The sequence below is a fragment of the uncultured Catenibacterium sp. genome (genome assembly GCF_900540665.1).
In the GTDB taxonomy this organism is placed as follows: domain Bacteria; phylum Bacillota_I; class Bacilli_A; order Erysipelotrichales; family Coprobacillaceae; genus Catenibacterium.
Genome location: NZ_UQGV01000024.1, coordinates 1 through 23,902 on the forward strand (window position 1 = coordinate 1; position 23,902 = coordinate 23,902).

General features: G+C 33.5%; 22 protein-coding genes. 14 read left to right on the forward strand and 8 right to left on the reverse strand.

Annotated elements, in window-relative coordinates:
• Window positions 1–62 precede the first annotated feature (62 nt).
• The 4 genes from QZQ55_RS04655 to QZQ55_RS04670 form a co-directional block, all read right to left on the reverse strand.
• Window positions 63–203 carry a hypothetical protein gene (locus tag QZQ55_RS04655; RefSeq protein ID WP_295090477.1) on the reverse strand — a complete coding sequence of 47 codons (141 nt, stop codon included), beginning with the start codon at window positions 201–203 and terminating at the stop codon, window positions 63–65.
• A gap of 120 nt (window positions 204–323) precedes the next feature.
• Window positions 324–650 carry a type II toxin-antitoxin system RelE/ParE family toxin gene (locus QZQ55_RS04660; RefSeq protein WP_215657826.1) on the reverse strand — a complete coding sequence of 109 codons (327 nt, stop codon included), beginning with the start codon at window positions 648–650 and terminating at the stop codon, window positions 324–326.
• Window positions 647–952 (reverse strand): type II toxin-antitoxin system RelB/DinJ family antitoxin, encoded by a 306-nt coding sequence (locus QZQ55_RS04665; protein WP_295090480.1) that lies wholly within the window; start codon window positions 950–952, stop codon window positions 647–649. The genes QZQ55_RS04660 and QZQ55_RS04665 overlap by 4 nt, the downstream gene beginning before the upstream one ends.
• A 144-nt stretch (window positions 953–1,096) precedes the next feature.
• Window positions 1,097–2,233: a DUF4825 domain-containing protein gene (locus QZQ55_RS04670; protein ID WP_295090483.1), complete on the reverse strand. Its 1,137-nt coding sequence runs from the start codon at window positions 2,231–2,233 to the stop codon at window positions 1,097–1,099.
• A gap of 190 nt (window positions 2,234–2,423) precedes the next feature.
• On the opposite strand from QZQ55_RS04670, the gene rsmH reads away from it, so the two are divergent.
• Window positions 2,424–3,470, forward strand: coding sequence for a 16S rRNA (cytosine(1402)-N(4))-methyltransferase RsmH (gene rsmH / locus QZQ55_RS04675; protein WP_295090485.1), 1,047 nt, complete (start codon window positions 2,424–2,426; stop codon window positions 3,468–3,470).
• 431 nt (window positions 3,471–3,901) lie between these two features.
• Here the strand turns inward: rsmH and QZQ55_RS04680 are convergent, their stop codons facing one another.
• From QZQ55_RS04680 to QZQ55_RS04690, 3 genes are all read right to left on the reverse strand, one after another.
• Complete coding sequence (locus QZQ55_RS04680) at window positions 3,902–4,693, reverse strand: MurR/RpiR family transcriptional regulator (RefSeq protein ID WP_295090488.1); 792 nt, start codon at window positions 4,691–4,693, stop codon at window positions 3,902–3,904.
• A 51-nt stretch (window positions 4,694–4,744) separates the two neighbouring features.
• A complete protein-coding gene (locus QZQ55_RS04685) occupies window positions 4,745–5,290 on the reverse strand; it encodes an RDD family protein (protein ID WP_295090490.1) in 546 nt (181 codons plus the stop codon).
• A 124-nt stretch (window positions 5,291–5,414) separates the two neighbouring features.
• Entirely contained in the window at window positions 5,415–6,137 is a 723-nt protein-coding gene (locus QZQ55_RS04690) for a 6-phosphogluconolactonase (protein WP_117458747.1), read from the reverse strand.
• Window positions 6,138–6,415: 278 nt separating this feature from the next.
• Between QZQ55_RS04690 and QZQ55_RS04695 the strand changes: the two genes are divergently transcribed.
• From QZQ55_RS04695 to QZQ55_RS04735, 9 genes are all read left to right on the forward strand, one after another.
• Window positions 6,416–7,777 carry a PTS sugar transporter subunit IIC gene (locus QZQ55_RS04695; protein WP_295090492.1) on the forward strand — a complete coding sequence of 454 codons (1,362 nt, stop codon included), beginning with the start codon at window positions 6,416–6,418 and terminating at the stop codon, window positions 7,775–7,777.
• A gap of 133 nt (window positions 7,778–7,910) precedes the next feature.
• The gene (locus tag QZQ55_RS04700) at window positions 7,911–9,161 is read left to right on the forward strand and encodes a serine dehydratase subunit alpha family protein (RefSeq protein WP_295090494.1); all 1,251 of its coding nucleotides are present in this window, start codon (window positions 7,911–7,913) and stop codon (window positions 9,159–9,161) included.
• A 314-nt stretch (window positions 9,162–9,475) separates the two neighbouring features.
• Window positions 9,476–9,952 (forward strand): PTS sugar transporter subunit IIB, encoded by a 477-nt coding sequence (locus QZQ55_RS04705; RefSeq protein ID WP_040389796.1) that lies wholly within the window; start codon window positions 9,476–9,478, stop codon window positions 9,950–9,952.
• 18 nt (window positions 9,953–9,970) lie between these two features.
• Complete coding sequence (locus QZQ55_RS04710) at window positions 9,971–10,771, forward strand: PTS sugar transporter subunit IIC (protein WP_295090497.1); 801 nt, start codon at window positions 9,971–9,973, stop codon at window positions 10,769–10,771.
• A complete protein-coding gene (locus QZQ55_RS04715) occupies window positions 10,764–11,585 on the forward strand; it encodes a PTS system mannose/fructose/sorbose family transporter subunit IID (RefSeq protein ID WP_295090500.1) in 822 nt (273 codons plus the stop codon). The genes QZQ55_RS04710 and QZQ55_RS04715 overlap by 8 nt, the downstream gene beginning before the upstream one ends.
• A 21-nt stretch (window positions 11,586–11,606) precedes the next feature.
• Complete coding sequence (locus QZQ55_RS04720; RefSeq protein ID WP_295090503.1) at window positions 11,607–12,029, forward strand: PTS sugar transporter subunit IIA; 423 nt, start codon at window positions 11,607–11,609, stop codon at window positions 12,027–12,029.
• Window positions 12,019–13,698: an alpha-glucosidase gene (locus QZQ55_RS04725; RefSeq protein ID WP_295090506.1), complete on the forward strand. Its 1,680-nt coding sequence runs from the start codon at window positions 12,019–12,021 to the stop codon at window positions 13,696–13,698. The genes QZQ55_RS04720 and QZQ55_RS04725 overlap by 11 nt, the downstream gene beginning before the upstream one ends.
• 6 nt (window positions 13,699–13,704) lie before the next feature.
• Window positions 13,705–14,457, forward strand: a complete 753-nt coding sequence (locus QZQ55_RS04730; RefSeq protein ID WP_295090508.1) for a MurR/RpiR family transcriptional regulator — start codon at window positions 13,705–13,707, stop codon at window positions 14,455–14,457.
• A gap of 143 nt (window positions 14,458–14,600) precedes the next feature.
• A complete protein-coding gene (locus QZQ55_RS04735) occupies window positions 14,601–15,779 on the forward strand; it encodes an ATP-binding protein (protein WP_295090511.1) in 1,179 nt (392 codons plus the stop codon).
• 134 nt (window positions 15,780–15,913) lie between these two features.
• On the opposite strand, the gene QZQ55_RS04740 is transcribed toward QZQ55_RS04735, so the two are convergent.
• Window positions 15,914–16,924: a LacI family DNA-binding transcriptional regulator gene (locus QZQ55_RS04740; protein WP_295090514.1), complete on the reverse strand. Its 1,011-nt coding sequence runs from the start codon at window positions 16,922–16,924 to the stop codon at window positions 15,914–15,916.
• A 191-nt stretch (window positions 16,925–17,115) separates the two neighbouring features.
• Between QZQ55_RS04740 and QZQ55_RS04745 the strand changes: the two genes are divergently transcribed.
• The 4 genes from QZQ55_RS04745 to QZQ55_RS04760 are packed head-to-tail and all read left to right on the forward strand — an operon-like array spanning window position 17,116 to window position 23,814.
• Window positions 17,116–19,245, forward strand: a complete 2,130-nt coding sequence (locus QZQ55_RS04745) for a PTS transporter subunit IIBC (protein ID WP_295090516.1) — start codon at window positions 17,116–17,118, stop codon at window positions 19,243–19,245.
• 11 nt (window positions 19,246–19,256) lie between these two features.
• Window positions 19,257–20,051, forward strand: a complete 795-nt coding sequence (locus tag QZQ55_RS04750) for an endonuclease/exonuclease/phosphatase family protein (protein ID WP_295090519.1) — start codon at window positions 19,257–19,259, stop codon at window positions 20,049–20,051.
• Entirely contained in the window at window positions 20,048–21,532 is a 1,485-nt protein-coding gene (gene malQ, locus QZQ55_RS04755) for a 4-alpha-glucanotransferase (RefSeq protein ID WP_295090522.1), read from the forward strand. Before QZQ55_RS04750 ends, malQ begins: the two co-directional genes overlap by 4 nt.
• Before the next feature lie 14 nt (window positions 21,533–21,546).
• Window positions 21,547–23,814, forward strand: coding sequence for a glycogen/starch/alpha-glucan phosphorylase (locus tag QZQ55_RS04760; protein WP_295090525.1), 2,268 nt, complete (start codon window positions 21,547–21,549; stop codon window positions 23,812–23,814).
• Window positions 23,815–23,902: the final 88 nt, after the last annotated feature.

The following is a 23,902-nucleotide window of genomic DNA, read 5'->3' on the forward strand; positions in this document are numbered from 1 at the left end:
TCAGCAAACAGTGCTCTTAATTATTTGCACTGTCTACTGGGAGGTCATCATATCAAACCCTCTTATAAAACCTTCTTCACAAATATCTTATTGAATATACTTCTTGTAAATTCATCATCATTCATCATATTCTCTAAGTACTGATTAAAGTTCTTCTCTTTCTCTATTACTTTTTTAAAATGTGGATAACTCTCTTTAATCATCTTTCTTATTGCTGTATAAGAACTACCACTACAGTTATATTGAATAGTCTGTACATTATCGATTAATGAGAAGATAGAAACTGAATTTCTAGATTATAATGAAAATTGGTTAGTTTAGATTTAATTCCCTATTTTACTTAAATGCTCGTCAATGTTACGACCACTATACATGACAGTAGCAATACGCACAATTTTCTCTTTTACAAAAGGAATATATAGAATAACGAAGTTATCTACAGGAAGAACTCTTATGCCTCTACTGTGCCATGGTTCATCCTCATAACGGCGGTATCGTTGAGGTAGTTCATCAAGAGATAAAATAGCATCCCATAAACGTTTGATTTGCTTTATTGCATTATCTGGTGAATTTAAATCAATTGAGATATACAAATAGATACTTCTTAAATCCTTGTCAGCTTGTTCAGTTAATTCTACATTGAATTTCATAGGTTAAAATCTTTTCGCATTTCATCAAATGCTTGCTTTGCAGGTTTTGTTTTTCCTTCTAAAATATCTGTATATCCTTTTTCTATTTTAGCATTTAATTCTTCTTTACTGAGTGCACCCATGCAAACAGGTTTTTCGTACGGTAATCGTACTTCAAAGGGAAGTCCTTTTTTTAGGACGATTTGTTTAAAAAACATATCAATTGCATTTGAAGTAGGTATGCCAAGTGCAGATAATATTGTTTCTGCCTGTTCCTTTAATACGGGGTCAATTCTTGCATAAACGCTAGCTGATTTTGCCATAACAATGCCTCCTTTTGTTGTAATCGTCTTTGTTTCCTATTTTGATTTTACAATGATGTATTGATATTCGCAATACATTTTACTGGAGAGTTGGCAATTTCCTTAATGTTTAATATTTCATTTAAAAAGAGGGCTTAACCCCTCTTATAAAACCTTCTTCATAAATATCTTATTGAATATACTTCTTGTAAATTCATCATCATTCATCTTATTCTCTAAGTATTTATTGAAGTTCTTCTCATTCTCTTTTACTTTTTCAAAATGTGGATAATTCTCTTTAATCATCTTTCTAGTAGTAGTGTAGGTACTTCCACTAAAGTTATACTGAATAGATTGTACATTATCAATTAAAGAGAAGATAGAAACAGAATTATAGATCAGGCTTTTATTGATATAAAGCCCCTCATTATGATACCAGTCTGTCGCATTGTAGTTCACAGTGAGTCTTTGATTTTTAGAATCAATTTGAAAAACATAACCGTATTCATGCAAAGGCAGACTATTTAATAAATTTCCTATATTGGAATTATTACCAATATATGGATTCTTATACTTCTTAATATTATGTATGCCACTTAACGGTCTGTTAAATACAGTTGTAGGCACAGTTTCCTCTGTATATTTCTTTGCGCTATCTACAATATAATACTCATTAGGCGTATTCTTATTAATTCTATAAACGTTATAGAATGGGTTATAGTAGGTTGTCACATTAGAAGTCTTGGTCATATAAACATAGATAGGTGGTCTATGAGAAGTTATAACACCTACATAATCCATCAACATAAATCCACATAATATTGCAACAAATAATCCACTACTTACTAATAATCTATTTCTCTTTAACTCTTTTGATAACCCATAAACAAATACTATCATACCTACAATAGAATAAATACAACACCAACTGCTTTCCTTATCTAGTACCGCAAATGCAGCATAGCATAGAAATGCTCCAAAAATCATAATACCGATAGAAATCTTTCTATGTTCTTGGGCAAGCCTATGCTTACTATAATTAATTGTATCCTTTAGGCTCTTCTCTGTTGTTGTCATGATTTTATCTTCCGTTATATATTCACCATTGAGTAGTTCATTTAAAGAAATGTCCAAAGTTTCACTTAACGGAATCAGTAAAGACAAATCAGGCATATAGTTCCCATTCTCCCAACGTGATATTGTTTTATTACTGACACCTAATATATTTCCTAGTTGTTCTTGAGTGAGACCTTTTCTTTTTCTATTCTCAGAAATGAACTTTCCTATCTTTTTTGTATCCATAACGTTTCTCCTTTCATGAAAACTATAAAATAAAGCATGAAACAACAACACCCCACAAATAGCGAATATACTACTTTTATTATATATTGTGAAGAGAACCAGGAACAATCCTGTATATACAGAGTTTTATCTGACTTGTTTATTAGCTCTATTTTCGTTAATATAGTAGATGATGAAATGAGGTATAAAAATGAGTGAACAGATACATAAAAGAAGAAAAAGATATAAGGGGACACACCCTAAAAACTTCTCAGAGAAGTATAAAGAACTTAATCCAGAATTATATCCAGAAACAATAGAAAAGGTTATTTCTAAAGGAAGTACACCAGCAGGTATGCATATTTCTATCATGGTAGATGAAATACTAGAATTCTTAGATATTCAGCCAGGACAGGTTGGTTTAGATTGTACTTTAGGCTATGGTGGACATTCTTCTAGAATGATGGAAAAACTAGAAGGACAGGGACACCTTTATGGATTAGACATCGATACTATTGAAATAGAAAAAACAACAGAGAGACTAAGAAATAAAGGTTATGGAGAAGACATCTTTACTCCTATTTTGACTAACTTTAGAAACATTGATCAAGTAAGTGAGAAGTATGAACCATTTGATTTTGTCTTGGCTGATTTAGGAGTATCTTCTATGCAGATTGATAATCCAGAAAGAGGATTCTCATATAAGAAGGATGGCCCATTGGACCTAAGACTTAACCCTAAAGCAGGTAGACCGGCTTATGAAATCTTAAAAGACTTATCAAGAGAAGAACTAGAACATATTCTTACAGAAAACTCAGATGAACCATATGCTGATATATTAGCTAAGAATATCTATTCATTCATACGTTCTGGTATGGAAGTAGAAACAACTCAACAGCTTTATAAGATCATTGATAAGACTTTAAACTTCATAACAGATAAGAATAGAAAAGATATTGTGAATAAGACAGCTGCAAGAGTATTCCAGGCATTAAGAATAGAAGTGAATCAGGAATTTGAAGTATTATATGATTTTGTAGAGAAGCTCCCTCTTATTTTAAAGCCAGGAGGAAAGGCTGCAATTCTTACATTCCATTCTGGAGAAGATAGAATTGTGAAGAAGTCTTTTAAGGAACTTAAGAACCTTGGTATTTATGAAGATGTATGTAGAAATGTGATTAGACCTTCTAAGGAAGAATGTCATCGTAATTCACGTGCTAAGTCTACTAAGATGAGATGGGCTATTAAAGCAAAATAGAATACTTGAATATCAGATATACAAGTGTTATACTTTATTTGCAAATCTGAGAACAATTGCATCAAACGAAAAGGTAAGGATCTGCCAATCCTTACCTTTTCTAACTTTTAGAGTGGTTTAACACTAGGCTAGTTATCGCTTAAATCTTCTGTCTAACCATTTGCATATGTAATAGACTAATACACCTGCCACGACAGATACTACTAATTCTGAGAACAACTGACATCACCTCCTTTCAAGGAGGACGATAACAAAGATATTATATCAAATTGCGTTGTTGAAAGGCAGAGTATCATCATAATTCACGTGCAAAGTCTACTAAGATGAGATGGGCTATTAAAGTAAAATAGAATACTTGAATATTGGCTATACAATCATTAAAACGAAAAGGTAAGGATCTGGTCATCCTTACCTTTTTCTGTGCTTTGTTATTATTCAAGTTCTTTCAACATTTTTGCATATTCTATACATATTGTATCTGCAATCGCCATAAGTGAATAAGGGTGAGTTGCATAATCACCTCTGCTATCATAGCGTATATATTGATCTATAAAAGGATAATCTAATTCTTTATTAGAGGTGATTAAACATATCTTAGGTTTATGACTCTGTTTCTTAAAAGGTTTTGCACGTGGGAAAATACGATCAAAATAAGTGCCAGAATCAGAGAACAAGATAATTAAAGTCTTTTCATCCGCATTTGTAATATATTCAGCCTGATCAGCTACTTTAATGGCAGTAAATACAGGTTTAGCACTTGTTTGTAAATCATATTGCAAGTTCAATGCAACATTTTCAGAATGCATATAACCAAATGCAGCTACCTTTTGATACTCATAAATATCATCGACTAAATCTTTAATATCATCTTCAATAGAACTCTTTTCCAACATCTCTAGATTCTCAATTACACTTCTTACATAAGAAGTAAAAATAGAATCTTCATTACGTCCTTCATAGTTAAACTTATTAGAAAATTTGATTTTTTCTACTGAAAACTTCGCAACCTGATTTTTCAACTGATTAAAATCCCTTAAACCTATATCTCTGCAGAATCTAGAGATACTAGAATTAGACACATAACAAGCTTTCGCAAGTTCAGTTAGAGTATAGTCTTCTAAATCACGAATATTCTCTATCATAAATTTCGCAATCTTATAATTATTAGAGCCTTTAGGTTCACCGTTTAATGTAGATAATAAAATAATAATTAAGTTAAACATGTACTCACCGTCCTGGGTATAATATACCTTATTATACCATAGGACAGTTACTTATTGCTTGATAATTATAGTATGTGAAACTAAATCATGAAAACAACGTGTATCTTTTTGGAAATAAGCATATCCAATAGAAACAAGTGTCAATGCATAAGCAACATAAGTTAAAGGATTTACAATAGAAGTGAACTGTAAAAGAGAGGCAATCTTTCTTAAATAAGAAGGAATAATAGTAATACCACCTTCAAGAAGAGTAGCACCGAGTAATTCTCTTAACATCATGTTCTTCATAGTTACATCTTTATGATCATAATCAATGACTTTGATCTTACATATCTTCTTACCTGGAGTCTGTCCTTTCCAAATATAAAGAGGAATGAATACATAATAAAGAACTCCAATAGTAATTGCGATTAAACATACAATGAGTGCAGTGTTAAAACCATAAGAAGTTAACTCAAACATCTCTGGTTTAAACTGACTATCTTTTCTTAAAAAGAATGTGATAGGAATAGAAGCCAGCATATTAGTAATATACCAGTCAATTATTAATGCGACTGTTCTTCTTAATCTTAACTCTACAATATCCATCTTACTCATATATAAGACCTCCTGTTTATTCAAGTATATCAATTCATAATTGATCAGTAATCTCGTTTCCAATTCTTGGAAAACCTTTCCGGAATATAAAAAAAGAAAGTTCCGAAGAACTTTCTATAAAGACTTATAGTCTTTTGTAATCGTCCATGTTTAATTCAGAAGCTGCATCTTTATCACAGATTAATGTCATATTAGGATGAAGCTTTAAAACAGTAGATGGTAATTCATCTGTAATAGTTGAATCAAGAACCTGTTTTAAGATACCTGCTTTTTCCTTACCATTTACAATCATCACTAAGTGTTTAACCTTCATTAAGCTCTTAGGACCCATTGTAAGAGAGAAAGGAAGATTTTCTCTTTTTGGGTAATCAGGGTTTGCTTTATTCTTAGTAGCACGATCCATTGCATAAGAATATGAATCCATTGGTGTACATCTAGGACAGTTACTACAGAAATGACCATCATAACCAAGACCAATAACCATGACATCAATACCACCTGCACGGCTGATTTCTTCATCGTATGTTTCCCAGTTTTCCATAGTCATATCATGAATTCTTTCTTCAGGAATATGTGCTTCTTTAAAGAATAATTCCTGCATTTCTTCCCAGTTAGGACCATAAGGCTTACCATCCATATATGGTGCTTCATCGAATAAATAATACTCGATATCCTTGAACTTTTCCTGATCTCTTACTTCTGGAGCTAACATCTTGTAAAGTTCAATAGGACTTCTACCTGATGTAAGAGAAATATTCACTCTCTTATCCTGCATCATAGCACCAAGTAAGATGTGCAATGCACTTTCACTCATTTTCTGAGTGTTTTCTTCAACGATTAATTTCATAACAAATTCCTCCTGTATTTTACAAGAAGATAAAACTCACACACTTCCAATTATAATTATTAAACGTCTTATGTCAACCTATAAAAAATAAAAATATGTAGTATATATCAATGGAATTTGAGTTGCATATTATACTTGTGGAGAGTAATTACGCAAGTGATTTCCATGATTTGGAAAGTTCTTCTATCATATGGAAAGGTGTTTTATTTATTGGAAAATCAGAGATTTTTCTAGTTTATGCAAGATATAATGTATTCAACGAGAAGGGAGGACTCGATATGAATTTCATGGAAAAATTCAATGAACTTGCGAATCGCACATTAGTGCCTATTGCAGATAAGTTAGCTAACCAAAGACATCTTGCTGCAATTCGTGATGGAATGGTTGTTGCTATTCCATTATCAATCATGGGAGGTGCTTGCTTAATTGTATCAACACCACCATTCAAACCTGAAACTCTACCAAACTGGGGTTTCATCACTACCATGCTTACAGGCTGGTACAACTGGGCTCAGGCCAATAAAGCTGCATTATTATTACCATATAATATGACAATGGCTTTAATGGGACTATTTATTGCTTTCTCTATTTCTTATCATTTAGCTAAGAAATACAAATTGCCAGGCTTAAATGCAGCTGTTGTTTCTACTGCAGTATTCTTAATCGTATCTGCACCAACTACTTCCGCTGTCCCAGCTAATCTCATTACTGATGGTAAATCAGCCACAGATCTACTTGCACTTGCAGGAAGTTATCTACCAACAACTTACCTGGATGCAAAGGGTATCTTTACAGCTATCATCGTTTCTATCGGATGTGTAGAAATCATGAACTTCTTATTTAAGAAAAATGTTCGTATTAAGATGCCTGAAGGTGTTCCACCTGCAATTAGTTCATCATTCGATGCTATTTTACCACTCTTTATCTGTGTTATCGTATTCTATGCATTATCATTATTTGTACAGAACATCAGTGGTCAGTTATTACCAAGCATGATCATGACAGTACTTGCACCTGCAGTATCTGGTCTAGATTCATTAGTAGGTATCTGCTTAATTACTATTATTGCTCAGACATTCTGGTTCTTTGGTTTACATGGTGCAAGTATCACTCAGCCAATCAGATTACCATTCATGCAGATGTATTTAATTACTAATATCGCAGCATATAGTGCTGGTAAACCATTAGTACACTTCTTCACTCAGCCATTCTGGTCATATATTATCGCATTAGGTGGCGGAGGTGCTACTTTAGGATTATGTATTCTATTAGTTAGATCTAAATCAGTTGAATTACGTACTTTAGGTAAGCTTTCAATTGGTCCAGCATTCTTCAATATCAATGAACCAATCATCTTTGGTTTACCAATGGTATTAAATCCAATTATGATGATTCCATTTATTTTTGTGCCAGTTGTTAACTCAATTATTGCCTATACATGTATGGCATTAAATATCGTTGGAAAGGGTGTTATTGAGACACCATGGACTACACCAGCTCCACTTGGTGCAGCATTAGGATGTATGGATATAAAAGCAGGTATCATGGTTATAGGGCTAATCATTCTAGATATGGCGCTTTACTATCCATTCGTTAAATTATTAGAAAAACAAAAATTAGAAGAAGAAAATTCAAAATAATTAAAACAAGAAATAAAACTCACACACACATAAAATTGAATAACCTTAAATATTTTGTATATGACTGCTGACCCTTAACAGCAGTCTTTTTAATTTGTGCTGAACCTTGTATACTAGATATAAGGAGAATTATATGAGAAAAGAAGAACTAATAGAATTATTGAAGAAAGATGTAGTCCCTGCATTAGGATGTACAGAACCAGTTTGTGTCGCATTATGTGCAGCTTATGCTTCAAAACAGTTAAATAATCCAGTAACTCAAATAGAACTAGACGTCAATAAAGGAATATATAAGAATGGCATGTCTGCAGGTATACCACATTGTAATCATGTAGGTTTAGAGTATACCGCTTCTATTGGGGCTTTATTAAAGAACCCAGAAAAACAGCTGACTCTATTTGAAGATATAGAGCCTGATACAATTACACAAGCTGAATTATTAGTGCCCCATGTTTCTGTCACAATTAATGATTCAGCATCTATTGATGTAAAATGTATTCTTCATACATCTAATGATACAGTGACATGTATCATTAAAGATGCACATACAAATATAGTTTATCTAGAGAAGAATGGCGTTGTATTAGAAGAGAAAACAACTAAACAAACGACTCATACTTCCACTGTGATTGATGAACTTAAAGAAATGAGAATATCAGAAATACGTTCTTTGGTAGACTCAATGACAGTGGGTGAATTAGTATTCCTGTTAGAGGGCATAAAAATGAATGAACAGTTATCAGAATATAAAGGAACAACACATTTGAGTGATTCATTCAATCATTCATTATTCTCTGAAGATTTGTTTACCAGAATAATAAAGAAAGTCACTGCAGCTGCTGAAAATAGACTAGATGGCTGTCCACTTCTTGCAATGAGCAGCTCTGGTGCAGGAACTAAAGGACTTGTTGTTTCTATCCCAGTTAATGAAGTGGCAGAAGAATTACATGTATCTTTAGAAAAGAAACTTAAAGCACTTGCACTTACACATCTGGTAAATAGATATATTAATGCGCATATTGGAAAATTATCACCTATGTGTACATGTGTGATGGCGTCTTCTACAGCAGCTTCTGTAGGCATTGCTTATCTCTTAGATGCATTAGATGAGCAGATAGGGTATTGTATACGTAATATGGCAGGAACTGTGACTGGTATGATCTGTGATGGTGGAAAGGTAGGCTGTGCATTGAAGGTTTCTACAGGTTCCTCAGCTGCACTTATGTGTGCAACTACTGCAGTTAATAATGCAGTATTAAGAGAAAGTGATGGAATTTGTGCATCAACACCTGAACAATGTATTCAAAATATGGCACGTATTGGAAAGAATGGAATGATTAAAGTAGATGAAGAAATCATCTCAATTATGAAAAGTAAAGGGTAGTCAACAGTAAGAAGGTGGTCCAAGGGTCATCTTCTTTTTACATATAATGATATGTTTTTATGATTACAGTGAATAAAACGTATGGCCATATGAAATTGAAATTATCACCTATATATCAGCATAAAATGAAGGTATAAAACGTATTATTATTACTCAAAAACATTATAGTGGGAACATTTCCCACATTTTTGACACCTATTCCAAGTGTTTGTGCCCCGTCCCATAAGGAGCCTGAAATATTGAAAGTGTTTGCGGAGTTGGGTAAACTAGGACTCGTCAAAACAAATGAAAGCAATTTCAAGGAGGAAACAGAAATGAGTTTAGTATTAGCAAGAATCGACCAGAGATTAATTCATGGTATTGTTGTTACACAGTGGGCAGGTGCAACACAGGCAAAAAGATTAATGGTAGTCGATGATGAAGTAAGTAAGGATGAAGTTCAAAAATCAGCTATGAGAATGAGTAAGCCAGTGGGGACTGGTATGTCAATCATTGATACAGAAACAGCTATTAAGAACTTCAACGCAGGAAAGTATGATAGCCATAATGTATTCATGATTGTCAGAGAACCATCTACATTAGTTAAGTTGGCTGAAGGTGGCGTTAAGATTCCTAAAGTAAATATTGGTATTATCTTCGATGGGGAAGGTAAGACAACAGTGAAGAAAATGGTTTCAGTCAATGAAGAAGAAGTGAATGATTTAAAGAAATTACAGTCTATGGGTATTCCAGTGACATTCCACTTCGTACCAAGCGAAGCAGAAGAACCACTAGAAACATATATTAAATAATCAAGGGGGATAAGAAGTATGCAGGTTATTCAAGGAGTATTAATCGTATTATTATCAATGTGGATGGTCTTAGACCAGCAGGGTATTGTTATTACAACATGGTTCCCAATCATGGTTGCATTCTTTGCAGGATTGATTATGGGAGATATGAAGACTGCCATGATTATTGGTGGTACATTCCAGTTAATGAACTTAGGTGTTGCTAATATTGGTGGTTCATCAGTGCCTAACTGGGGTCTTGCAACAGTAGTTGGGATCTATGTAGCATGTAGAACTACAAATGATGTAGCTCAGGCAAAAGCAGTTGCCTTAGCAGTAGGTGTACCAGTTGGTATGCTTGGTATTCAGTTAGATGTATTCGCAAAACTATTAAATACTTATGTGACACATGCTGCACAGAAAGCATGTAATGAAAAGAAGTTTGGTAAGATGAATAGAATTCTTTGGATTGGTCCAATGATCTTCGCTTTATCTACAGGTTTACCAACAGCTTTATGTGTATTATTTGGTGATGCAATCGTTAATGTTATCTTAAAATCAGTTCCAGTATGGTTCACAAATGGTCTATCTATCGCAGGAAATATGTTACCTGTTGTAGGTATCGCATTATTATTACAGGTTATGCCTGCTAAGAAGTACTTATCTATGTTGATGATTGGATTTGTCTTCTCAGCTTACTTAAATGTACCTATGTTAGGTGTTTCTATTATTGGTCTTGCTATTGCTTACTATTTCTTTACAACACAGGTCAATAAAACACCAGCAGTCGCAGCAGCAGACGCTGCAGTAATCAATGAAGGAGATGATTGGGATGAATAAAGAAACACAGACAACAGAAGTTGTTACAAAGAAAGATCTTACAAAAGCCGCAGTACGTTACATGTTTATGGCATGTAATACATATAACTATGAAAACCACCAGGGTCCAGCTGTTGTATATGGATTAGAAAAGGTTTTAAGAAAGATTCATAAGAATAATGATGATGACTATGTTGCATCATTAAATAATCACTTTAAATATTTCAATACGACAACTTGGATGGCTAACATCTTACTTGGTGCAAGTGTAGCTATGGAAGAAAAAGATGGTGTCAAAGCATTAGATACAGTACAGAACTTTAAGACAGGTATGATGGGTCCTCTTGCAGGTATCGGTGATACATTGATTTGGGTACTATATCCAACAATCATGGGTTCTATTGCAGCTTATATGGGACTTGAAGGTAACCCTACAGGTGCACTCATCTGGATGTTACTAAACGTAATTTTCTTCTTCTTTAGAATTAAGTTATTCCATTTAGGCTATGATTCAGGTTTAAAGCTTATTACTACATTAGGGGATAAGTTATCAGTCTTCACTGAAGCAGCATCTATCATGGGTTTAACAGTTATTGGGGCATTAATCCCTTCAGTTGTTAAGATGTCATTAGGTCTTGTCTTTAAATCAGGTAAAGTAAAACTTGCTATTCAAACAGGTGTCTTAGATAAGATCATGCCTGCTTTATTACCAGTTGCACTTACATTTATCGTTTATAAATTACTTGCATCTAAGAAACTTACTGTTATCCAGGTAATCTTCTTAATTATCATTCTTGCATTAGTTTGCTCATTCTTTGGAATTCTAGCAATCTAATAAAAATCGGGGGAAATGTCTATGAGAAAAATCGTTTTAGCGAGTCATCATTTACTTGCTGATGGACTAAAAGATACAATTCAGTATGTTATGCCGACTTTAACTGATATTCAGTCAGTGAGTGCCTATATGGATAATGTGCCTGTGGATAAGCAGTTAAAAGAAGCACTTGGTGAAATCAATGAAGATGATGAATACATCATCTTCACTGATATGCTTGGGGGTAGTGTGAATCAGGAAGCAGTCAAATACTTACAGTATCCTAATGTATATATCATTACAGGAATGAATCTACCTATCGTATTAAGTGTCTGCTTATCATTATCTAACTGTGATAAGGTAAACGAGGATATCATTAGAAATGCGATTGATGATGCCAAGTCACAGATTGTATATGTAAATGATGTTATGAAGAATATGGGGGTTGATGAAGATGATGAATAAAGATTGGTGGAAAAGTAGTGTAGTTTATCAGGTTTATCCACAAAGTTTTAATGATACCAACAATGATGGGGTTGGTGATTTAAAAGGTATTACTGAAAAGCTTCCTTATTTATCTAAATTAGGTATTGATGTCATCTGGTTAAATCCTATCTATGAATCACCATTAGTAGATAATGGTTATGATATTGCGAACTATAGAAAGATCAATCCAATGTATGGCACAATGGAAGACTTTGATGAATTATTAGAAACAGCACATAGTATGAATATTAAGATTATTATGGATTTAGTAGTGAATCATACAAGTGACCAGCATGAATGGTTCTTAAAGTCTAAGTCTTCTAAGGATAAGGAATATTCTGATTTCTATATCTGGAAGGATCCTAAAGAAGACGGCAGTGAACCAACAAACTGGGGTGCTACTTTTGGTGGTGCTGCATGGACTTATGTACCTGAAAGAAAACAATATTATCTTCATTGTTTTGCGCCAGGACAGCCTGACTTAAACTGGGAAAATCCTAAAGTAAGAGAAGCTGTTTATAATGAAATGCGATTCTGGTTAGATAAAGGTATTGATGGTTATAGAATGGATGTTATTTCTTTATTAAGTAAGAGACAGGACTTCCCAGATGCCTTGCCAGGAGAATATGATTATGCAAAGTCATATTATAAAGGCGCTTCTAATGGACCTCGTATTCATGAATTCCTACAGGAAATGAATAGAGAAGTCTTATCACACTATGATGTGATGACAGTAGGAGAAACAGCTAATACAAATGTTCAGCAGGGTAAACTTTATACAGATCCTTCTAGACATGAATTAAACATGGTATTCCAGTTTGATCATATGCATTTAGATTATGGTAAGTACGGTAAGTTCTCTGATGTAAAGTTTAAACTCAGTGATTTAAAGAAGAGCTTATCAACATGGATCAATGATTTAGGTGATGGATGGAATTCACTTTATTGGAATAACCATGATCAGCCTAGAAATGTGACTCGTTTTGGTGATGATGGAGTGTATCGTGTTGAATCTGCTAAAATGTTAGCTACTCTTCTACATATGATGAAGGGAACACCTTATGTCTTCCAGGGGGATGAATTAGGTATGAAAGATGTACCTTTTACATCACTTGATCAATATAAAGATATTGAAACACTCTTTATGTGTCAGAAGATGAAGGATGAAGGTGAAGATGAAGAAACAATTAAGAAATATGCTTATTTGAGTTCAAGAGATAATGCAAGAACACCTTTCCCATGGAATGGTGAAGAAGGTTCAGGATTCTCTGATGCAAAGCCTTGGATTGATTATTCACCGGATAACAAGTTCATCAATGCAGAAGATGAATTAAAAGATCCAAATTCTGTCTTCTATTTTTATCAGAAGTTAATTCGTTTAAGAAAAGAAAATCCTATAATTGTCCATGGATCTTATAAACTATTGGACGAAAATGATTCAGATATCTTCTCATATGAAAGAGAATATGAAGGCAAGAAGTTACTTGTAGTATGTTCTTTCGCAAAAGAGAAGGTAAGATATACATTACCTGATGACTATAAGGATGCGGAAATTCTTATTGGAAATTATGAGAATGTATTGAAAACAAGTGATAAAAATATTATTCTAAATCCATATCAAGCAGTAGTTTATCTAACAAAGGGGTAATGAGATATGGACTTTGACACACAAGCAGGACTTATTTATTCAACATTGAGTGATAACGAAAAAGATATGATTCAATACATCAGAAATCATAAAGCAGATGTTGTAGACATGCCTATTAATGAACTTGCGAAGGTTCTGCTTTCGTCAAAGAGTTCTGTATTACGCCTCGCACAAAAACTAGGCTATACAGGATATTCAGAATTAAAGTATTCTTTAAAGAAGGATATAGTAAAGAAAGCAGTTGTTCCTACAGATCTGGTTGAGAAATTCAGAAAAGAAATTGATAAAACATTTGAGTATGCGTCTCAAGTAAACTTTGCGTCATTAATCTCCGAAATCCATAAAGCACGACAAGTTATTCTATATGCGACTGGTTTTACTCAGAATAACTATACAAAACAATTCTCTAGTGAGTTATTTATGGCCGGTCGTTCGAATTATATTGTATCTGGTGAAGCGAATTTTGAAATCATCTCACACTCCCTTACAAGTGATGATTTTGTGATTATTATCTCTTTATCAGGTAATACACCGGGTATCAGAACAGTAGTCAATGAATTGAATATGAAGGATATACCTATTCTTTCTATTACTGAGCTAGGAAAGAATTTCCTTGTAGAAAATTCAGATTATCAGCTTTACTATAATACAACAGAATTTCCAATCGAAGATGAACATATTATTTCTATGAATGCAGTAGGAATTATTCTTACTATTCTTGCAAGAAAGTATCAGGAATTTGCTTTCTTTGATGAATAGAGTCAGACTTGACGGTCTGACTTTTTGTGCGCTTATAGACTTTACGAATATATGTGTTAAATCAAGGTTAAATCTTATTCCGAAAAAATGAAAATAATTCATTTTTTCGGAATAAGAAGGTATAATATATATGGGTGAATGAAATGAAACTTTTAGAAAGAAACTATTTAACAAAAATTATTAATGTAATTGGAACTCCCGATATTAAAGTGATTACGGGTATTAGAAGATCTGGAAAATCATGTCTGTTACTACAATTTATGGAATATATAAATCAAACTGATAAAGACGCGAATATTATTTTTGTTGATTTCAATTCTTTAAGTGCAGAGCCGTATTTAGAATACCATGCATTAAATAATTATATAGAAGGTCAATATAAATCTAACAAGAATAATTATGTATGTATAGATGAAGTTCAAATGTGCAGTGGCTTTGAGAAAGTCGTAAATAGTCTACATAGTAGTATGAAATATGATATTTATATTACTGGTTCGAATGCATTTCTATTAAGTAGTGATTTGGCTACTTTATTTACCGGTAGAACGTATGAAATAGAAATATTTCCTTTTTCTTATAAAGAATGTCTAAAATATTATGCTGGGCAGTATTCACTTGATAGATACGTGAGAGAAGGTGGAATGCCTGGAACTTTGCTTTATCGTGAAAAAGATGATAAGTATAAATACATACGAGATGTTTTTGAGACGCTTATTATAAGGGACATAACTAATAAATATTCGATGAGAAACAAAGAAGTTATTCATGATTTAGCGTACTTTATGATGGATAACATTAGTTCTTTGACATCAGCTAATAATATATCTAAATCATTAGCAAATGCTAATATTAAAATAACAGATAAGACTATAAAATTGTATATGCAATATTTGAAAGATTCATACTTGTTTTATAAAGTTAGAAGGTATGATATAAAAGGGAAAAAATATTTGGCAACAAATGATAAGTATTATTTGTCTGACCATTCTTTCAGATATGCTATTATAGGAACAAAAAACATGGACTATGGCAGAGTATATGAAAATATCGTTGCGATTGAATTGCTTAGAAGAGGGTATGAAGTTTATGTTGGTAAACTTTATAGAAAAGAAGTTGATTTTGTGGCTATAAAACAAAATGAGAAGATTTATTTTCAAGTAAGTGATGATATTTCGAATCAGAAAACTTTCGATAGAGAAGTTACTTCACTATTAGAAATACAAGATGCATATCCTAAAATCTTATTGGCTAACACACATCATGATGAATATCAGTATGAAGGTGTAAAAATAATTGATATTGAAGAATGGTTGAAATTGTAAATATAAATGATTTGAATGCAGATAAGATAATAAATAAACGTTTTACTTTATGCTTGTGAATCCTTCTAGCCTATGGGAGGCTGTAACGGGTAAATAACTCATTATAGTTTCATAAACAGTAAAAGGCGTTTCACTTAATGTGAATCGCCTTTATTCATTTCCTTTACACTCTGTCTTTTACGTATTGTGAATGGCACAATTGAGCGTGTCGCAAACATGGTAGGTGTTTCTATATGTTTAATAAGCTGGACTACTGCTTCCATGCCTAACTGATTTGGGCTTACATCAATAGAAGTCAGTGGTGGTTCTGAGAAACGTGCAAAGATAGAATTATTAAAGCTCACAATAGAAATATCATCAGGTACTTTCTTTCCTACTTCAGTAATTAGTCTAACCATAATGACTGCATAAATATCATCACATACCACAAAGGCGCTCGGACAGTCATCACTTCTTAATAATTGAAGTATTTCATTGGGGTTATAAGAATAGCTTGAAGAAAGATTCTTAATATAGTCTTCCTTTATTTCATAGCCTGCTTCGGATAAAGCTTGTATATAACCAAGACGTCGATCTATAGAATACTGTACATCTTTTTTTTCACCAATATAACCAATCTTTTGATGTCCTTTTTTTAATAAGTATTTCACTGCCTCATAGCCTGCCTGGATATTATCTGTATCTACACTGACTGATGTAATGGAATTCATTGGTGGTTTACCAATCATAATATAAGGAATCATACGTTCTCTTAAATAGTCTGTCACAGAAGATTCAATTTTCGTATTTAGGAAGATATATCCTTCACAATCCGCAATTTCCATACTTGTCTTCATTTCTCTCGTATCGGCACCGGTAATAATATGAAGACTATAACGCCCTTTATTACACATATAACTAATACCTCTTACTATTTCTAGATAGAATGGATTCTCATAGACATCTACCATAGAACGTGGAAAGACGACACCAACATCATGTTTCTTAATATGTGATTTATCATATACATAACCGAGTTCATCCATTACTTTACGTACTTTTTCTTTCGTTTCTTCACTAATTGAATAATGATTATTAATTGTACGAGATACAGTAGATGGAGATACCCCTGCTTTTTTCGCAATGTCTTTAATTGTGATACTCATTTAAATCACCTCACTTTTATTATACTCATTATTGCTGAGTTGCGCTATAGTTGCGCAAATAATTGCATAATATATGCGTAAATACCCTATTTTGTTGCATAATTCCTATTGTGTAAGTGTTTACAATCATTAAAATGGAATTTGTAAGAAAAAGGGAGTAAGACATAACCTTATTAGAAGGAGGAAAGAATATGAGTAAGGGAAAAGTTTTATGTATGCCCCTCAAGGGTAAAGTAGTACCAATTACTGATGTCCCAGATTCTGTATTTTCAGAAAAAATGATGGGAGACGGATGTGCTATCATTCCAGAAGATGGAAAAGTATATGCACCAGACAACTGTGTAGTAAAAATGGTTGCACCTACTAAACATGCAGTTGGTCTTGTGACAGATGATGGTATTGAAATCTTAATCCATTTTGGATTAGATACAGTTCAGTATCAGGGTGAAGGTTTTACTTGGCATGTAAAAGAAGGACAGACAGTTGAAAAAGGAGATTTATTGTTTGAAGGAGATTTAGAGTTCTTTAAATCTAAAGGTGTCAATACAATGACTCCATTCGTATTTACTAAAGAAGATGATCTTAAAGGTAAGAAAATTGTTTTAAAGAAAGGTGCTCATAATGTAAAGGATGAAATGCTTGTTCTTGAAGATGTAGCAGCTCCTAAAGCAGCACCTGAAAAGAAGAAAAAAGGAATTAACTTCGACTTCTTACAGAAGTTAGGTAAAGCCTTAATGACAGTTATTGCAGTAATGCCCGCTGCTGGTTTAATGATTTCATTAGGTAAAGTATTCCAGATGTTTGGTGCAGATGTCGCATTTGTGATGACTATTGGTTCTGTAATGGAACAGATTGGTTGGGCAGTTATCAACAACCTACATATCTTATTCGCAGCTGCCATTGGTGGTAACTGGGCTAAAGATCGTGCCGGAGGTGCATTCGCAGCCGTTATCGCATTTATCTTAATCAATAACATCACAGGTACTATCTTTGGTGTTACAGCCGATATGGTCAATAGTACTAAAGTGATTTATACGCATACATTATTTGGTGCAAAGATTCCAGTTGCTAACTATTTCACAACAGTTCTTGGTTCTGCAGCACTAAATATGGGTGTCTTTGTAGGTATTATTGCTGGTTTCGTTGGTGGTATTGTTTACAACAAATACTATAACTTCCGTAAATTACCTGATTGCTTATCATTCTTCAATGGTAAACGTTTCGTTCCATTAATGGTTATTGTTCATTCAGTTGTTATTGCAGTTGTAATGTCAATTGTATGGCCATTTGTTCAGGGTGGTATCAATAGCTTTGGTGTTTGGCTTGCAAACTCAAGTAAAACAGCGCCAATCATCGCACCATTCTTATATGGTATGTTAGAACGTCTATTATTACCATTTGGTTTACATCATATGTTAACTATTCCAGTTAACTACACTTCATTTGGTGGTACATACACTATCATGACTGGTTTACAGAAGGGTACAAAAGTATTTGGTCAGGATCCATTATGGTTAGCTTGGGTTACAGACTTAATTAATTTAAAGAAAGCTGGAAATATGACAGCTTATACTCACTTATTAACAACAGTTACACCGGCTCGTTTCAAAGTAGGTCAGATGATTGGTGCAACTGGTCTATTAGCTGGTTTCGCTTATGCAATGTATAAGAATGTCGATAAAGATAAACAGCCTAAATATAAATCAATGTTTATTTCTACATTCATTGCAACTTTCTTAACAGGTGTTACAGAACCTCTAGAATTCATGTTTATGTTCGCAACAGTTCCACTATATGGTGTTTATGCAGTACTTCAAGGTTTAGCTTTCGCAGCAGCTGATATTGTTCATTTAAGAGTTCATTCATTTGGTAATATCGAATTCTTAACTCGTGTTCCTATGGCAGTTCAAGCAGGATTACTTGGTGATGTTATTAATTTCGTTATTGCTTGTGTTGTATTCGCAGTAGTTGGTTATTTCGTTGCAAACTTCATGATCAAGAAGTTTAACTTTGCGACACCAGGTAGACTTGGTAACTATGATGATATGGAAAGTGATGAAGCTTCTACAGCACATGAGGGTAGTGCTCAGGTTGAAGCAATCATCAACTTACTTGGTGGTAGAGATAATATTCAGTTAGTTGATGCATGTATGACTCGTTTAAGAGTAACAGTTAATGATGTTAATAAAGTTGCTGATGTTGATGCTTGGAAGAAGGAAGGCGCAAAGGGTCTCCTTAAGAAGGATAACGGTGTTCAGGCAGTTTATGGACCTAAAGCCGATGTTCTTAAGTCAGATATCAATGACGCCTTAGGTAAATAAATATGAAGCTTATGACACTTAACACACATTCACTAAGTGAAAGTGATGAAAAGAATAAGCTCCAGACAATTGCGAATTTTATTCTAAATCATGATGTTGATGTCATTTGTTTACAAGAAGTCAATCAAAGTATGACTGCAAAAAGTGTTTCTACCGACAGATCTTATGTCGGTAGAGACATTATTAAAGAAGACAATTATGCACTTGGATTAAGCCAATTACTTGGTGATCAATACAATTGGAACTATATACCAGTTAAAGTAGGTTATGGCAAGTTTGATGAAGGTGTAGCCATCTTTTCTAAGTACCCAATTGTGAATAGTGAAAATACTTTATTGACGCAAACCAATGATTATACGTTCTGGAAGAAACGTAATTCTCTTGGAGTAGAAATAGTAAAAGAAAACACACATTTCTGGGTTTATACAGCCCATTTAGGATGGTGGAATGATGATGAGGAACCTTTCATCAACCAATGGCATAAGCTCAATGTTGTGGCAAATAAAGAAGTCCCTGTTTACTTAGCAGGAGATTTCAATGCACCTGATATTATTCCAAACCAAAGTTATGAGACTATTAAAGAAGATGGATGGTTTGATACACGTGACGAGGCTGATGATGTCCAAGGTCGTTTTACTGCTCAAGGTAAAATAGACGGATGGGATGAGGCAGTGGATGGTATGCGTATTGATTATATCTGGTGTAATAAAAAAGAACATGTAAAAAGCCATCATGTTGTATTTGATGGTACACATGAAGATGTAGTTTCTGATCATTTTGGACTATTTATGGAGGATAGTTTATGAGAAAAAGTGGTGTGTTATTATCCGTATCATCTTTACCTAGTAAGTATGGTATTGGTTGTTTTGATGAAGCTGCTTATAAGTTTGTGGATGATCTAGTAGAAGCTAAACAAACATATTGGCAGATTCTTCCTTTAGGTATTACTGGTTATGGTGATTCACCTTATCAGTCATTCTCTACTTTTGCAGGTAATCCATATTTTATTTCTTTAGATGAGTTTGTGAAATGTGGTTATTTAAAGGAAGAAGATCTACCAGAGGCAGATATAAACAGTGATTATGTTGATTATTCTTATCTCTATGAAAATAGATATGCATTATTAAAGAAAGCATATGAGAATTCACATATTACTGATAATGAAGATTTTAAAGCTTACTGTAAGGACAATGCATGGTGGCTAGAAGATTATGCATTATTTATGGCCATTAAGGCGTCCTATGATAATCAGGGCTGGGAAAACTGGCCTTTAGAATTACGTTTAAGAAATGATGCGTCCCTTACCGAAAAACGTAATGAATTAAGTGATGACATTAATTACCATAAGTTCTTACAGTACTATGTATGGAAACAATGGTATGCATTAAAGGATTATGCGAATAGTAAAGGGGTAGAAATCATTGGTGATATTCCTATCTATGTCGCATATGATTCATCTGATGTATGGGGACAGCCAGAATTATTCCAGCTAGATCCTGAAGTAAAACCAACTGCAGTTGCAGGTGTACCACCTGATGGTTTCTCTGCTGATGGACAGCTTTGGGGTAATCCACTTTATGACTGGAAGAAACATAAAGAAACTGGTTATGCATGGTGGATTCAGAGAATTGCATATTGTAAGAAAGCCTATGATGTTGTACGTATTGACCATTTTAGAGGTTTTGATGAATATTTCTCAATTCCTTATGGTGATACAACTGCAAGAAATGGACATTGGGAAAAAGGTCCAGGATATGACTTGTTTAAGACAGTTGAAGAGTCTTTAGGAAAACTCAATGTAATTGCAGAAGACTTAGGTTATTTGACTGATACAGTTAAACAGATGGTCGCTGATTGTGGTTATCCAGGTATGAAGGTATTTGAATTCGCATTTGATTCACGTGATTCTTCTGGTACAAGCAACTACCTCCCTCATAACTATACAGAAAATTCAGTTGTTTATACTGGAACTCATGATAATGAAACAATGATCGGATGGCTTAAAAATATTTTGCCTGAAGAAAGACAGATGTTGAAGGACTATCTACACTATGATGGTGATGATGACACTACTCTAGTAGATATGAGTATTGATTGTATTATGGCAAGTGTAAGTGATAAGTGCATTGTACCAATGCAGGATTACTTAAAGCTTGATAATACAGCACGTATGAATAAGCCTAATACTTTAGGCAATAACTGGATGTGGCGTTTAGATAAGAATGCTTTTGATGAAACATTAAAGGAACGAATGCGTGACATTACAGTAAAAACAAACCGTATTTAAAGGAGATTTTTAGAATGGATGTTAAGACGTTAATTAATACAAGAGTTCAGGAGTTATTTAATCTTTCAATAAAGGATTGTTCTAATGAACAAGCTTATATTGCATTATTAAGTGTTGTAAAAGACTTACTTGATGATAAAAAGACTATTGAAGGTGACCGTAAGGTTTATTATTTCTCTGCTGAATTCTTAATTGGTAAACTCATGAGTAATAACTTAATCAACTTAGGTATTCGTAAGGAAGTAAAGGAATTATTCAAAGAAAACGGAAAGAGTTTAGAAGAAATTGAAGAAATAGAAGCTGAACCTTCACTTGGTAATGGTGGGCTAGGCCGATTAGCTGCTTGTTTCTTAGATTCAATCGCAACTTTAGACCTACCTGGTGATGGTGTTGGTCTTAATTATCATTTAGGTTTATTCAAACAGGTATTTGAATACAACAAACAGTGCGAAACACCAAACCCTTGGATTAATGATCATTCTTGGCTCATTCCTACAAACAAACATTATACTGTAGAATTTAAGGACTTTTCTTTAAAGTCTCAATTATATGATTTAGATGTATTAGGCTATAAAGGAAATAAGAACAAATTACACTTATTTGATATTGCATCTGTTGATGAATCAATGGTACATGATGGTATCTCATTTGATAAATCAAATATTGTACGTAACTTAACTTTATTCCTTTATCCAGATGATAGTGATGAAGCAGGTCGTAAATTACGTATTTACCAGCAGTATTTCATGGTATCTAATGGGGCACAGATGATTCTTGAAGATATCAAGAGTAAAGGAATCAGCTTAACTGATTTAGATAAGCATGTATGTATCCAGATTAATGATACACATCCATCAATGGTTATCCCTGAATTGATTCGTCTTCTTATGAAAGAAGGACTTACAATGAAGCAGGCTATTGACATTACTTCTAAAACATGTGCTTATACAAACCATACTATTCTTGCAGAAGCACTTGAAAAATGGCCATTGTCTTATCTAGAAGAAATCGTGCCTCAATTAGTACCTATTATTGAAGCGTTAGATGCTGTTGCGAAAGAAAGATCTACAAACGAAAAAGTCGCAATCATTGATAATAATAAATTAGTTCATATGGCACATATGGATATCCACTTTGGTTTTTCTATCAATGGTGTAGCATCTATTCATACAGATATTTTAAAGAATACTGAATTACATGACTTCTATGAACTTTACCCAACACATTTCAACAACAAAACAAACGGTATTACATTTAGAAGATGGTTATTATCATGTAATGAAGAATTAACAGATTTGATTGATAGCTTAATTGGTGAAGGCTATAAACAAGATGCAAGTGAATTAGAAAAATTACAAAAATATTTAGATGATGAAGTAGTCCTAGATAAACTACTTACAATCAAACAGGAAAAGAAAACACAGCTTGCGAATGTAATCAAAGAAAAAGAAGGTATTGAGTTAGATTCTTCCTCTATCTTCGATGTTCAGGTTAAGAGATTACATGAATATAAACGTCAGCAGATGAATGTGTTATATATCATCTATCAGTACTTACAGATTAAAGCCGGTCATAAGCCTGCACATACTATTACATGTATCTTTGGCGCAAAAGCAGCTCCTGCTTATATCCTCGCAAAAGATATCGTTCATACACTCCTTTGTCTGCAGCAGCTTATTGACAATGATCCAGAAGTATCTCCTTATTTAAAAGTAGTCATGGTAGAAAACTATAATGTTACTTATGCAGAATCTATTATTCCTGCAGCTGATTTCTCTGAACAAATTTCTCTTGCTTCAAAAGAAGCCTCTGGTACATCAAATATGAAATTCATGTTGAACGGTGCAGTCACATTAGGTACTGACGATGGTGCCAATGTCGAGATACATGAATTTGTAGGTGATGATAATATTTATATCTTTGGCGCAAAAGCTGATACAGTTATTGATCATTATGCGAAAGGTGATTATCATCCTCAGGATATCTTAAACAATGATCCTGAATTAAGAACACTTGTTGATTTTATTGTGAGCGATGAAATGAAATCAGTCGGTGATGTGGAATCACTTGAAAGATTACATAATGATATGTCATACAAGGATTGGTTTATGGCATTACTTGATGCAAGAGACTATATTGAGACTAAAGTACGTGCTATCAACGATTATAAAGATAGAAAAGCATGGGCTAAGAAGATGTTAGTCAATATCTCTAAAGCTGGTTTCTTCTCTAGTGATAGAACTATTGCACAGTATAATGAAGATATCTGGAAATTAAAATAATCTTCTCAATCAGGGTTCTTGATGAACTCTGATTTTTTGTGCGACAGGCAGTCGCTTATATGTCATGTCAACAGGGGCATGACATTTT